This is a genomic window from Clostridium sp. AF29-8BH, from assembly GCF_003478145.1.
GTDB classification, from domain to species: Bacteria; Bacillota; Clostridia; order Lachnospirales; family Lachnospiraceae; genus Otoolea; species Otoolea fessa.
Window position 1 is genome coordinate 1 of sequence record NZ_QUEL01000018.1, and the last position, 12,673, is coordinate 12,673.

The window sequence follows — 12,673 nt, forward strand, 5'->3', positions numbered from 1 at the left end:
CGTCGTCCTGCTCCCGGCAGTCTCGGAGGCGCAGGCGCAGAATCAGCCGGACAAAATCGAACACACCATCTCCATGGCGCTCCGATACAGCCTGTACATGGGAATTCTCTGCGTCGGGCTCTTCACCCGCTTCGGTCCGGCACTGGGCGAAACCTTTTACCACAACGCCGATGCCGGACGTTTCATCCAGATTTTATCCTGGCTCTGCCCGTTTCTCTACCTCTCCACTACCATGGGAAGTATTTTAAACGGACTTGGGAAAACGGGAACCGTCTTCGTCCACCATACGGTTTCCATGCTTCTCACCCTGTCGCTCGTCCTTTTCGCCATCCCGCGATGGGGAATTTTCGCCTATCTGGCGGCGCTTCTCATCAGCGAACTGGTGCTCGCCTTTCTCCACATCCACGCCCTCGCCTGCGAAGTCCCGATCCGCCTGCCAGTCAGCCAGGGCATTGTAAAACCGGCATTCTGCCTGCTGGTTTCGATTGGGATGTTAGAAGTTATTCCAAACGCGTCTTACCTGCCTCACCTGTTTCCGCCTGTCCTCATCCAGTCCGGTATCCTTTGCCTGCTGTATATAGGAGGACTGCTTCTCTTACATACAGGTACAGTCAAACAATAAATTATATGCTATTTTGCTATATCCCTTAAATGCAATATGTTTAGGTATTTTCTGGCAATTTACATTTTTTTATTTTATACTTATTACATTCAGGGGGATTTACAAAGGGGGAACTTTTTTGAAATACGATATCAATTTTCGGCATTTAGAATATTTTATCAAGGTAGCGCGCCTCGGATCCATCAATAAAGCCGCCCAGGCGCTCTATATTTCCCAGCCGTATCTTGGGAAAATCATGCACGATCTGGAAGAAAATCTCGGCGCCAGGCTCTTTAACCGCAGCCGCTCAGGCGTAACATTAACGCCTGAAGGAATGGAATTTCTGACACATTCCGAAAAAATCATTGACGAAATGGAACAGCTCTGGTTTCAGAAAAAGAAGGAACAAATCAAAATTTCTGATCCGCTGGCTGTCTCCATGACACGTTTTTCTCATATCATGGAAAGTTTCAGTGAAATAATCCTGCGTCACCGCGATCAGCCATCCTTCTCCCATCGACTGTATGAAGGCAATTCAGACGAAGTCATCGAGGATGTGGTATCCGGGCGTGTCGATGTAGGCGTGTTTCATTTTGACAGCCGCAAACGGCGTGAAATGGAGGCCTTGCTCGAATCAAAAGGGCTGGAATACCATTTTCTTGCCAACATCGAACCACACATTATCATTTCCCGCAAACATCCGCTTCTGCTGCAACAGAAACCGGTCAACCTGCACACACTGGCAGAGTACGGCTTTCTTTGGTATCTTGGACAATGCGATGATTATATTTACCAGCTTCTCTCCGAAGGGGATCAGGATGCAGAAAAAATGCGCTCGAAAATCACCTATCTTTCCAGCCGCGCCACCCTGATGTACATGATCTCGATCAGTGACTGCTACAGCATCGGCATCCACGATTTCGCCAAACAAGAAGCCTCCTACCACTCCACTTCTATTCCGATTCCAAACTGTGGTTTTATGCTGGAATTTGGATATGCAATGCGGAAAGACACGCCAATGACGGCGATCGTACAAGAATTTATTTATGACTTAAAGAAAAAACTTCTCTAAAAAAACACCATCAAAGCTGCCGGACATTCACAGCCGTCCCGGCAGTTTTTTTTTGATCCTTTTCAGCACCTCTTCCCCGTTCATCATAAATATTTATTCATATCTGACATATATATCCCGTTATACCTTTTTGTCATATCCCTTAAAGCTGACACGCATTATACAAACTGTCTTCCCCATGCTACCATACTATCAGAAAGCAACACCGAATAAAAAACAGGAGGCGTTTAAGTATGAGAGATGTACTTGAACAGGCCGTTGCACTGGGAAAAACACATACCCATGAGGGTGCAGTTGCCACCTACATACCAGAACTTGGAAAGGTAGATGGCAGTCAGCTCGGAGTCAGTGTTTTTTGTCGGAACGGCAAACGGATTTCCGTCGGGGATACGAAAGTCCGATTCAGTATTCAGAGTATCTCCAAAATCATCACCCTTGCAGTCGCGCTGGAAATCTGCGGCTTCGACCAGGTATTTAAAAAAGTAGGCATGGAGCCGACCGGCGATCCATTTAACTCGCTGATGAAACTGGAAAATACGGACAGTTCCCCCTACAACCCGATGATCAATGCAGGCGCTATCGTAGTGGCAAGCTGCCTTGCTTCCGAAATCAGTTTCGATACCATGCTTGATACCATCCGGGCTCTCTGCATGGATCCGGACATCAACCTCGACAAAAAGGTTTATCACTCGGAAATGTCTCATATTTCCCGCAACCGGGCAATCGCCTATCTGCTGGAGAGCAAGGGGTACATCGAAAAGAATAAAGATGTGGAAAACAGCCTGCATTTTTATGTCAAAATGTGCTCTCTCAGCGTGACGGCAGAAAGCCTCGCCGGACTGGGACTGATTCTCGCCAACGATGGCATTCATCCAGACACGGGGAAACGGCTTTTAAGCAGCCAGGCGGTTAAAATCGTCAAAACACTCATGTTTACCTGCGGTATGTACGATGGTTCCGGCGAATTTGCCGTCCGGGTCGGCATCCCATCCAAAAGCGGCGTCGGCGGCGGTATCTTATCAGTGGTAGACGGCGAGATGGGAATCGGCATCTTCGGACCGGCGTTAGATAAAAAGGGGAACAGCGTCGCTGGAGAATGCGTGCTTGAATATATGTCACATGAACTGCATCTCCATATGTTTGATCCGCAGCGGCACACTTTATAGCAAAAACAATATGTAAATTGTATGAGAGGGGTATTTTAAAATGGCAGATTTATACGCAAAGATAATCGGCACAGCAAGCAACTATCTTTACAGCTACGTGTTAATCATCCTGCTGGTAGGCGGCGGCATCTATTTTACCATCCGCACCAAAGGGGTACAGCTTCGTTACTTACTTGAATCTATCCGGGTTATCCTGGAGCCATCCGACAAGGAAGATGAGTCTATTTCCGCCTTTCAGGCATTGATGGTTTCCACTGCTTCGCGCGTCGGCACCGGAAATATCGCCGGCATTTCTACCGCCATCTGTTTCGGCGGTCCGGGCGCTATCTTCTGGATGTGGATGACCGCGATCCTCGGAAGTGCAACCGCATTTGTAGAAAGTACGCTGGCACAGATCTACAAACGCCGTGCCGAGGACGGAAGTTGCTACGGCGGTCCTTCCTACTATATTGAAGCCGTTCTGAAAAAAAGATGGCTGGGTGTTCTCTATGCTATTTTCATGATTTTGACTTACATGGTTGGATTTAACCTCGTTGCATCCTTCAATGTGGCAGATTCTTTTAAAGTATACAGTTTCTACAATCCAAGCCTGACTCCGATTCTCATCGGTATCATCCAGGCTGTTATCTTCGGCATCTGCATCAGCGGCGGCGGCAAACAGATCGCTAAAATCACAGGAATTCTTGTTCCGGTAATGGGCGGACTTTACATTGCAGCTGCCCTGCTGATGATTATTCTCCACGGAAACATGATTCCGGGTATGTTCGCAAGCATTTTTGAAGGGGCTTTTGATATTCAGGCTATCTTCGGCGGCTTCATGGGATCCGTTGTGATGCTCGGCATCAAGAGAGGCTTGTTCTCCAATGAGGCAGGTGTCGGTGCTTCCGCTACCGCAGCCGGTTCCGCGGGTGTCAGCCACCCGGTCAAACAGGGTCTTGTTCAGGTATTATCCGTATTTATCGATACTATTGTCATCTGCTCTGCAACCGCATTTTTACTGCTCTGCTCCGGCGTTGCACCGAGTGCAGACATGGCTGGCATGGCATATGTGCAGGCAGCTATGAATAACGTATTCGGCACCGCAGGTGTTGTATTTATCACAGTTGCCCTGATTTTATTTGCCTTTACCACGCTACTCGGAAACTACTATTTTGCTGAAACCGGCATGGCTTATCTCTGCGGCAAAACTCCAGTCAAGGGCATCCGGATTACCCAGAGAGTGATCGCTATCGTGATTGTCCTCATCGGTTCTGTGGCAAGTCTCGGCATCGTGTGGGATACCGCCGATGTTCTGATGGGACTGATGGCAGTCATCAACGTACCAATTATCTTCCTGATTGCCAAGCCGGCGCTCCGCTGCCTGGAAGACTACCGGGCACAGAAACAGGCTGGGAAGAATCCGGTCTTTAAAGCAGCTGATATTGAGTTGAAAGAAGAAACCGATTTCTGGAATTAATAAAAACAAAAATCCGCATAAACAGGGCTGTCAGAATCTTTCCCACACATGGTTTCAACCACACTGTGCAAAATTCCGACAGCCCTGCCTGTATTTTTTCATATCTGTATTATATCTATCTTTTTACCGTTTTATTAATCTGCAGCCTTATTTGCGGTTCTTCCAAATCAAAAACATTCCAGCTGCCAGCAGCACCACTCCGACGGCGGCTCCCACCATCCAGTTCGAAGAAGATATTTTCCCCGATCAATTTTATCGAAATCTCTATTTCTATATCTTATACTCTCATAAATAGCAGATTTCTGTTCCTACTCCTGCTCGTCCTCCTTCAGCACGTACGGCGTCATCTGGTATACATAGTAAGTAATCTATGTAGTGTATAATTTTACCATTTTTTCCTTGTTTTATGCCTACTTGTGAACTCACATGTGTGTAGTACTACACACTCTTTACACACACTTCCGTCTGGAATCTATGTCTATGACACCTGTGGGCGGATTTTTTACCAGCTTCTCAATATCTTCTTCTGCCTTCTTTTCTGTTACGTGCGTGTACAAATCCATTGTCATTTGCAGACTCGCATGGCCCAAATATGATTGAACGACTTTCGCTTCGATTCCGCACTCAAAACATCTTGTCGCAAACGTGTGCCGGAATGTATGTCCTCCAAATACAGGGAACTGATTGTCAAATGGTCTGGTTAGATTGATCTCCTGTACTATGGATTTGATTGCTTGAGAATATAGCACCGAATTTAACGGGGTGTTATATCTCGTAACGAATAAAAAGTCGTTTTCTTCTTTCGGTCTTTTGCTACATACTATTTTTTTCTGCTGGATCTGCTTCAATAAGTAGCTTTTGCAGATACTATTTATAGGTACTTTCCTGTTACTTTGTTTCGTTTTGGGTGGCTCGATGTGAAAAGTTTTTTTCTCATCATCCAGATATTTCTGGTATACAAGTGTTTTGTTCACGGATATGTACCCTTTATCAAAATCAATATCAGATATCGTTAATGCAAACAGCTCCCCAGGTCTGAGTCCGGTTTGAACAGCAACATTAAACAATGGATCATAAAACGTTCCGAGAGATACATCGAAAAAAATTTCTTGTTCTTCCTCTGATAGTGCGAATGCATGGACTTCTTTACTTTTCCGCAGCTTTATATTGGCAGCCGGATTTTTAAGCATTAAGTCATTGTCTATCGCCTTTTTAAACATATCCGATAATACAACTTTGATTTTATTCTGTTGCTCATATTTATACCCGGAATCATCAGCAATATCAATCAAGTTCTGAATATCAGCCTGTACAAGTGAATTTAGCTTGCGTTCTCCGATAAAAGGCGATATATTCTTTTTGTAAACGTGAGTGTATTCCCGAAGAGTATTTGGGCGTACACCTTTTCTTTTATACACATCAACCCATCTATCGAACCACGCATCCAGCTTAACATCATCACGTATATTAGCAAAATTCAGATTGTTCGATATTTCCTGTGCAAGCTGATCTCTAACATCGCTTAATTTTTTTCCGTACACATAATTGATTTTCCCGTACCTGTCTTTGTATCTGCCTTGATATGTCTTATCTTTTCTTTGCGATAGTCCTGCTCCTAATTCCTTTCCCTTCAAATCTTTTCCCATGTGGAACCTCCTTTATTAAAGTAGAAGCCCGCCATGTTATCGAGAATGATAGCACAAACGGGCATATAATACAATAAAATGTTATATTTCTCTACTTTTTTCTAAGAATCGTTCAAATTCTCTCCTTTTCACAAGCCTCTTTCCCTTCCCGACATACAATACAAATGTGCATCCGGGTTCATTGAGCATTGCGCTGATTTTGTTAATCCCAATATTGCTATATTCTGCCGCCTCATCTATTGTCATGGTAACTTTTTCCCATGTAGGAATTGTCTTTATCAATCTTTCGCCTCCTACCTTAATTTTTATCTCTTTTACTCTTCTGCTTACTGTCGATTTTGACATTGACATCTTAAAGGATATTTCTTCAAGACTCCTTCCTTTACAGAGCATTTTAAATATATTCAGTTCTTCATCAGTAAAGTTTGTCAATTCTGTGATTTTTTCAACTTCCGGCTTACTAAGTCTCTTGAAACTTGACCGCATAAGCCCTCCCCTGACTATTGCTTATTCCTAGAAATAAGCCTGTTCGCTTGCTTCCATTTTATTCTCAATTCCGGATGTTCTCTAACATTTCTAACACCTCTCTCATGACATTCCTCCCAGCATTCTGCACATAGTTTCCTATGTGTGTGATCCAAAGGTTTTCCACAGTAAATACACAGCCCTTTTGCCTCCTTTTCTTCTCTGCTCATCTTTTCACTTTTATATCTTATGCGATGCACTTCTGCATCTTTTAAAAGACATATCGCGCATTTTTTTCTTCCGGGTTTTGATGGTCTCTTTCCACATCTGGTACAAATACCATTTTCAGAGCATTCTTTGTATTTAGATTTAGCCCTTTTTCGGTTGCTTTCCAGTATCCTCATCTTCTCCACCTGATTAAGCGGATGCGTTTCTCTGTAAACCGCCGCTCTTTCTTTGCATTTTAAACAGGTTCTTTCATCTCCAAATAACATTTCTGTTTGACATTTCGGGCAAATTCCCATTTCCTTTAATTTAATCCGATTTTCTTTGCACCTGTTCGCCTCTTTTATTCGGCACTCATCGCAATAATAGTTTCCAGAATGGTTTTCTTTCCCGCATTTAGGGCACAATCCATTGTCTATTCTTCGATGAACCCACATTCTTTTGAGGTAAGTGTTCCTTTCTCTTTCATCATCAGTTCTCAAAAAAGCGCACCCCCTATCATTTTCATTTCTGCCATTTTTTGGACGCATCTTTCTGGCATCTGGCTTTTGCTGACCTCAAGTTTGCCTTCCAGCTTCTTCTCTGCGGAAAGTCTTTCTACCGCCTCTTGAAATTTCCTTGTGATTTCAGCGTATTGTTTCCCCTCTTTTCCCCTAATATTTTCCTGGAGCTTCTGAGGCAATTTCGATATATCCTCACTTCTTTTCAGCTCAGTTCTGTAACTTCGCATAAATGCCGCGCTTACCACGCTTTCATTGTAATGTTCATCAAGTGCCCATATTCTAAGCTGCTCCGGCTGCCCGACCGCTTTCTGAACTTCCTCCGGTAACTTAGCATACTCTTCAACGCTGTTATAGCCGCTATTCTGTATTGCCTTGCGAACCAACGTCCATGCTTCAATTTCGTTCAAGCGCCTTTCTGAGGTAAGCAGCTTTACCCGTTCTATAATTTGCCCCGGAGATGGTGCAAATCCATTAGAATCCGTTGACATATACATTCTCAATGCCGTGCTCACGCACTCATACGAATGCTCTTCAAGCAACTCTTTCCACACAGACACCACCGCTTTAATATCGGCCGGATGGTAATTTGGATAGGCCGATATAATCACTGCAATAACCTTCTTTGTTTCATCTAAAGTCACGTTTACACCTCTATTCCATCGACTCAAGTAAATACTGTAACTGCGAAGAATTGTTTGCATTCACAGTATTTCTAGTTACCTTATCTCTCCTGTTTCTTTCCCAGGTCCTAACGGCAGCTTTCCAGTTCTTCATTTTTGCTTTTCCAACAACCCAGTTTTTTGACTCATAAAAATCTACAAAGCACCGAGCATCAACCCCATTCTTCCTTTCTTCACAATATGCCTGTACTTCATCAACGGTGGGAGGGATAAAACGTGCTACTTTTTTTGCGGTTTCATGTGCGTCAGATATTTCAGTCTCTTTCTCCGTCACCTCTTCCACCGACTGAAAAGCATTATAATTAAGTACACTTATAAGCGTCCCTTTATTCGTCCTTTTTGTCTCTATCATCTGTTCGCGCTCCAGCAGCGCAAGAAATCTCTTGACTCTGTTCCTGGACCAGCCCCACCTATCGCACAGTTTTTCGATGCTGAACATAAAACTCCCTCTGGGGATTTTTTCATCAATTCCGCCGATCATCAAATTTAAGTCCTTATGCGAAGCTGAAAGTAAAATATCTATCCACGCCGATCTCTTATCGAACGGTTCTCTACTATTCCAAATAGAGCAATCAAGAATTTTTCTATGTAATTTTATCCATCCCTTATCCATTTAACATCTCCAAAAGTTATTCCAATGTCCCCTCATTTAACAACTCTTTGAATTTCTCAAATTGCCGCTCAGAAATCTTGTTCCCTTGTTTCTCGGCTCTCAAAGTAATTGTGAGGTGCTTTTCCACAATGGATGATAACTCCCTGGCCATTGCTTTTCTGCCCTGCTGTATTCCGTCTCGGTATCCTTTTGCCGGCCGGAACTCATTTATCTTTTCCTTTCCACTTCCTTGCCCTCCGGCCGTCTTATTATACCGACACTGATAGCCTCTCTTTGTCATCTCAAGAATCCAAAACTGTTCTTTTTCATCAAGCTCTTTTTCCTGGTAATTCTTAAAAAACACTATCCACCCATAAGGATTATTTTCAGACCACAAGCCCCTCTTCTTGAGGCTCAAGTCTATATGTTGATATCCGGACATATGCTGTGCAAGTCTAGAAAGTATATGCTTTGCCTGACCGCAATAAAAATACTTGATATCATTTTCATCCGTCCGAAACAAGATGTAAATTCCGCTGCTATCATTCAATTTTTTGTTGAGTTTCAAAAACAGCTGCTTATTCTTCCGCTCTATAGCCTTAGTCTGTCTCAGTTTTTTATAATCCACCTACGCTTCACCTCCAAAAGCTTCGATTATCTTTTTCGCTTGTTCTAGTGTCATACTCAGTTCAAGCTTCTCCACTATACGTAGCGCTCTTCTTATAAAGTCTCTATCTTCTATTCTTTTAAAGTCTTCTGGAGTCGGAATTTTCAAATAGTATTTGAGCGCCCAAGAATCAGACTTCCTCATTTCATCTCCATACTTGTTGAAATATGACGTTGATCCACTAACCTTGATTCTTCCCGTCGGCGTGATCCTTTCTACAGTTGCTATCTTTTCGTGTTTATTAATCCCATAGCCGCCACTCAACAAAACCTTATCTCCAACTTTCACATTAAGCTCATTCATTTTTTACCAGCTCTCCCAATTCGTGATCTTTTGGTTTCCACAGGTGCAGGCAGTTTTGGGAAAGGTTTATATATTCACTCTTCTTCGGATGAATCTGGTATGCTTCTTCCTCATCCTCGAAAAAGATGTCTTTTAGGACGCACATATCATCCCATGTTGGAACTTTGAACTTATGCGTTGGGGATACGCTCACGTGTTCATATCCATCTTCACTACCGTTCCAAACTACACTACACGTTCCACAATCCGGCAGTTTTACCATTGCCGTGTGGAAGAACGGGAACTGTGCTTTGTGATCCCAGATCCGTTTATTTTTCAAAATTTCATCCGTGCTTCTCATCTGTTTTCCTCCTTCTGTTCTTCCGGCTCTCTCTCTGAATTTAAAAACCACTTAAATGCTCTCAAAATTTCATCTTTTGTTACTCCGTTGTGCGTTTCCATATTCAATACGGAATCTATGGCAATAGTTTTTTCTATGTCTGTATACTTGTCTGATTCAATCTGTTTAAAAATTCCACAAGCTTTACCTATATTCATATACTTTCCTTTCTAATTTGCCCGAATTTCTTTCTGCGTCTCACGTTCTCATCGTTTCCGCGCTTGATTTTTCATACCTGCATTCAAGTTTTCTGCCGCCCGGAGTAAGGCGCCGAACCTTGTTTCGATCCTTGTGTGCTCCGGCGATATAATAACCGCTAATCAAACACATATAATCAACGTCTCCATACCGGTTGTTTTTCGGATATGCTACACAGTTCTTGCAGTTGGCGCAACATTCAGCTCAGGTTTTGCTTTGTCCAACGGTGCCACCTCCCTTTATTTCTATTTTTTTCTTCGATTTTATGCGAATCTTAATTGCCCTCCTGCATCTTCTCCCAGGCGATCCGCGCGGCAGTTTGGCAGCCTCTTTGCAACGCATAATTCTTTCAGATTTGCTTTTACCAGTGCCATCGGTATCGGTTGTCTACAATTAGCTCTCCGTCAATCATGGCATCACCTCCGGGAAGTCTGTAATGCTTATCTGACCGGGAATTCCCTCTTCGATTTCTTCTAGCCGCCATCCAACACCGATGTAATCAAGCACCTTCGCCCAACCGTAATCATTACCATTCTCATCTTTGCAAAGATGGAACATCAGATAATCCCATTCTTTTGGGCTATCTTGGTAAAGCAGATCAAACCGGTGTGGACGTTTCTCCATGTGGATTCCGAAGCCACACATGGAGCAGCCTGTCCGCTGTGCCTTCGTAGTTCTCAACGCTCTAGTGCTATCATGCTCAATCGTTCCATATATCTCTGGAATAATGGTCTCAGGCATTTGAAAGGTTTCTGCGATCTTTCCCTCTTTCAATAGCTTCTCGTAATACTTCTCTTTCAGCCCAGATCTCCACATGTCATCCATTTCAAGAGCAAGAGTTAAAATATCTTGTCTTCCGAAGATTGCAAATGGTGCCGATCGAATTGTGGACTTCCCGAAGTAATTACATCCATGCATTCTCAAACTCTTTGCTCTTCTCCCGCCCTCTGAAGCCATCAGCCCCAAAAACGGAACCGAATTATGTGCCTTACCCCAGTCATCACTGTTTTTTTCTTTGAGGTAGTAGCAGCATTTGGACGAAACTTTGAAATCCGGCTTCTGATAATTTGTTCCCTCGTTCTCATTCTCGTATCCACCAAACTTTTCAAGCCACTTCTGACTCATCCTCATGCGGCTGTTTTTCTGCCAGCCGCCATATTCTCCTGTTTCTCCAGTTATGATTGCATGGCGCACGGTTTTATTCCTTTCAGATGGATTCTGCAAAAGTTCGATCTTCGCTGCAATCTCCTTGCTTAAGACCGGGAACCCGAATTCCTGAATAACCTTCTGTTTTGTCCACCTCGTACCATCTGCCCGTTCAAGTGGTGGAATATTGATTATTCCCAGTGCCTTATGCACCCTCTGTATGGATTTATCTTCCAGGAACGATGCGCTCACACCCGGAACTTCAATACCGCACACTTCGTTGATGAACAAATACAAAACAATGCTGTCCAGTCCACCTACTGACACATGGCAATTCAATCCTCTGTTGTCACATTCCTGCGCAAATTCTTCCACTCTGATTTGTGCATATTTACGTTTGAACTCATATGGTTGTTTCTCCTTAACCATGAAGGACGCGATTTTTTCGCTCGTTCCTTCACGTTTCATTCTCTCTAAAACTGATTCCATTTTCTTAAAGGAGACCGCATATGCATCACTCTGGCCAGAGTCTCGGCTCCCTTCCTATAATTTATTGACTATTTAAGAAATCTAGTTAAACGGTAACCTTGTGCATTTTAATCGCTTCCGGATCATGATTGATCGCGATGTCCACGGAATACCCCGTTGCCATTTCGATCCCGGTGCTTTCTCCTCCACCGGCAAAGTTGTCTACAATCAGCTCTCCGTTAATCATGGCATCACCTCCGGGAAATCTTCTATGGTCATCTGCTCATCACGCTCAAACATCAGCATTTCGTTCTTGGCACGTTCATAGAAGTTCCGGTCAATCTCAAATCCATAAGCGCTTCTGCCGCTCTCCACAGCCGCCCGAAGCGTAGAGCCTGAGCCACAACACGGATCAATTACTACATCCCCCAGGTCTGTGAATACCTCAATCAGTTTTTTCAACAGACCTACCGGTTTCTGCGCTGGATGAATTTTCGGAATATCTTTCCCATCCTTCTCCCATGAGAACCAGTTGAATATCATCTTTCCGGTTCCTCGAATTGTCTTTCCGTTTTCGTCCCGCTGTGCCCCATTTCGGAACTTGGGGAGCCTATCCCGATAAAATACCAATGCGTACTCGGTAGCCCCTACAATCCGCATATTCGCCTTAAGAACCTGTGGACTGTAATTTTTGACAAACACCAATGGTATGTAGTGCACAAATCCGTGCTTCTTGGCCGCCTTAATAAGCGTTCCGCACTGCTCAAACGCGCAGAACACAATCATGCATGGGCTGTCGCTGCTACGTCCTCTGATGGATTTTTTAGTGTCCTCTTTTTTTAGCATCCGGCTGCAAAAATGGAAGTATTCATACAGGTTGAAATTGAAATCTGAATTGAATGCTGCTTTTCCTGCCAGTTTGCTTTCTCCATTGGAATTGTCGCCGCCCTTATACCACATCGGGTTACTGCCATAAAAATTGTTCCCACAGCAATACGGGACATCGGCAATAATCAGCTGTGCCGGTCTGATTCCGTATTTTTTGTAATTCTGCATTGAATCTCTGTATATCTCACACTTAATTTTCTTTTTCATCTTTCAGAAGA

Annotated in this window: 16 protein-coding genes; 4 read left to right on the forward strand and 12 right to left on the reverse strand. The window is 43.7% G+C overall.

All coding sequences use genetic code 11. From position 1 onward, the window contains the following. The 4 genes from DWZ16_RS10745 to DWZ16_RS10760 form a co-directional block, all read left to right on the forward strand. Nucleotides 1–622 (forward strand): polysaccharide biosynthesis C-terminal domain-containing protein (locus tag DWZ16_RS10745; RefSeq protein WP_182427339.1); only part of this gene is annotated, 622 nt, incomplete at its 5' end. Between the two features lie 118 nt (nucleotides 623–740). Beyond that, on the forward strand, nucleotides 741–1,673 hold the full coding sequence (locus DWZ16_RS10750) for a LysR family transcriptional regulator (protein WP_118467010.1): 933 nt from the start codon (nucleotides 741–743) through the stop codon (nucleotides 1,671–1,673). 233 nt (nucleotides 1,674–1,906) lie between these two features. Continuing rightward, complete coding sequence (gene glsA / locus DWZ16_RS10755; RefSeq protein WP_107001281.1) at nucleotides 1,907–2,839, forward strand: glutaminase A; 933 nt, start codon at nucleotides 1,907–1,909, stop codon at nucleotides 2,837–2,839. A gap of 40 nt (nucleotides 2,840–2,879) precedes the next feature. Beyond that, complete coding sequence (locus DWZ16_RS10760; RefSeq protein WP_117796004.1) at nucleotides 2,880–4,295, forward strand: alanine/glycine:cation symporter family protein; 1,416 nt, start codon at nucleotides 2,880–2,882, stop codon at nucleotides 4,293–4,295. Nucleotides 4,296–4,744: 449 nt separating this feature from the next. Here the strand turns inward: DWZ16_RS10760 and DWZ16_RS10770 are convergent, their stop codons facing one another. The 12 genes from DWZ16_RS10770 to DWZ16_RS10820 form a co-directional block, all read right to left on the reverse strand. Next, nucleotides 4,745–5,941, reverse strand: a complete 1,197-nt coding sequence (locus tag DWZ16_RS10770) for a tyrosine-type recombinase/integrase (RefSeq protein ID WP_118522776.1) — start codon at nucleotides 5,939–5,941, stop codon at nucleotides 4,745–4,747. 81 nt (nucleotides 5,942–6,022) lie between these two features. Beyond that, nucleotides 6,023–6,427 (reverse strand): excisionase, encoded by a 405-nt coding sequence (locus DWZ16_RS16905; protein WP_118522777.1) that lies wholly within the window; start codon nucleotides 6,425–6,427, stop codon nucleotides 6,023–6,025. 14 nt (nucleotides 6,428–6,441) lie between these two features. Continuing rightward, nucleotides 6,442–7,113 (reverse strand): hypothetical protein, encoded by a 672-nt coding sequence (locus tag DWZ16_RS10780; protein WP_118522778.1) that lies wholly within the window; start codon nucleotides 7,111–7,113, stop codon nucleotides 6,442–6,444. Continuing rightward, nucleotides 7,110–7,775, reverse strand: a complete 666-nt coding sequence (locus DWZ16_RS10785) for a replicative helicase loader/inhibitor (RefSeq protein WP_182427340.1) — start codon at nucleotides 7,773–7,775, stop codon at nucleotides 7,110–7,112. Before DWZ16_RS10785 ends, DWZ16_RS10780 begins: the two co-directional genes overlap by 4 nt. 10 nt (nucleotides 7,776–7,785) lie before the next feature. Beyond that, entirely contained in the window at nucleotides 7,786–8,427 is a 642-nt protein-coding gene (locus tag DWZ16_RS10790) for a hypothetical protein (RefSeq protein ID WP_118522780.1), read from the reverse strand. Nucleotides 8,428–8,443: 16 nt separating this feature from the next. After that, nucleotides 8,444–9,034: a GIY-YIG nuclease family protein gene (locus tag DWZ16_RS10795; RefSeq protein ID WP_118522781.1), complete on the reverse strand. Its 591-nt coding sequence runs from the start codon at nucleotides 9,032–9,034 to the stop codon at nucleotides 8,444–8,446. After that, nucleotides 9,035–9,376, reverse strand: coding sequence for a hypothetical protein (locus DWZ16_RS10800; protein WP_118522782.1), 342 nt, complete (start codon nucleotides 9,374–9,376; stop codon nucleotides 9,035–9,037). Further along, entirely contained in the window at nucleotides 9,369–9,716 is a 348-nt protein-coding gene (locus tag DWZ16_RS10805; protein WP_118522783.1) for a hypothetical protein, read from the reverse strand. Before DWZ16_RS10805 ends, DWZ16_RS10800 begins: the two co-directional genes overlap by 8 nt. Further along, on the reverse strand, nucleotides 9,713–9,913 hold the full coding sequence (locus tag DWZ16_RS10810) for a hypothetical protein (protein ID WP_118522784.1): 201 nt from the start codon (nucleotides 9,911–9,913) through the stop codon (nucleotides 9,713–9,715). Before DWZ16_RS10810 ends, DWZ16_RS10805 begins: the two co-directional genes overlap by 4 nt. A 448-nt stretch (nucleotides 9,914–10,361) precedes the next feature. Then, entirely contained in the window at nucleotides 10,362–11,567 is a 1,206-nt protein-coding gene (locus DWZ16_RS10815) for a hypothetical protein (RefSeq protein ID WP_243022002.1), read from the reverse strand. A 106-nt stretch (nucleotides 11,568–11,673) separates the two neighbouring features. After that, the gene (locus DWZ16_RS15505) at nucleotides 11,674–11,814 is read right to left on the reverse strand and encodes a hypothetical protein (RefSeq protein WP_182427355.1); all 141 of its coding nucleotides are present in this window, start codon (nucleotides 11,812–11,814) and stop codon (nucleotides 11,674–11,676) included. Further along, nucleotides 11,811–12,662 carry a site-specific DNA-methyltransferase gene (locus DWZ16_RS10820; protein WP_243022003.1) on the reverse strand — a complete coding sequence of 284 codons (852 nt, stop codon included), beginning with the start codon at nucleotides 12,660–12,662 and terminating at the stop codon, nucleotides 11,811–11,813. The genes DWZ16_RS15505 and DWZ16_RS10820 overlap by 4 nt, the downstream gene beginning before the upstream one ends. Nucleotides 12,663–12,673 lie beyond the last annotated feature (11 nt).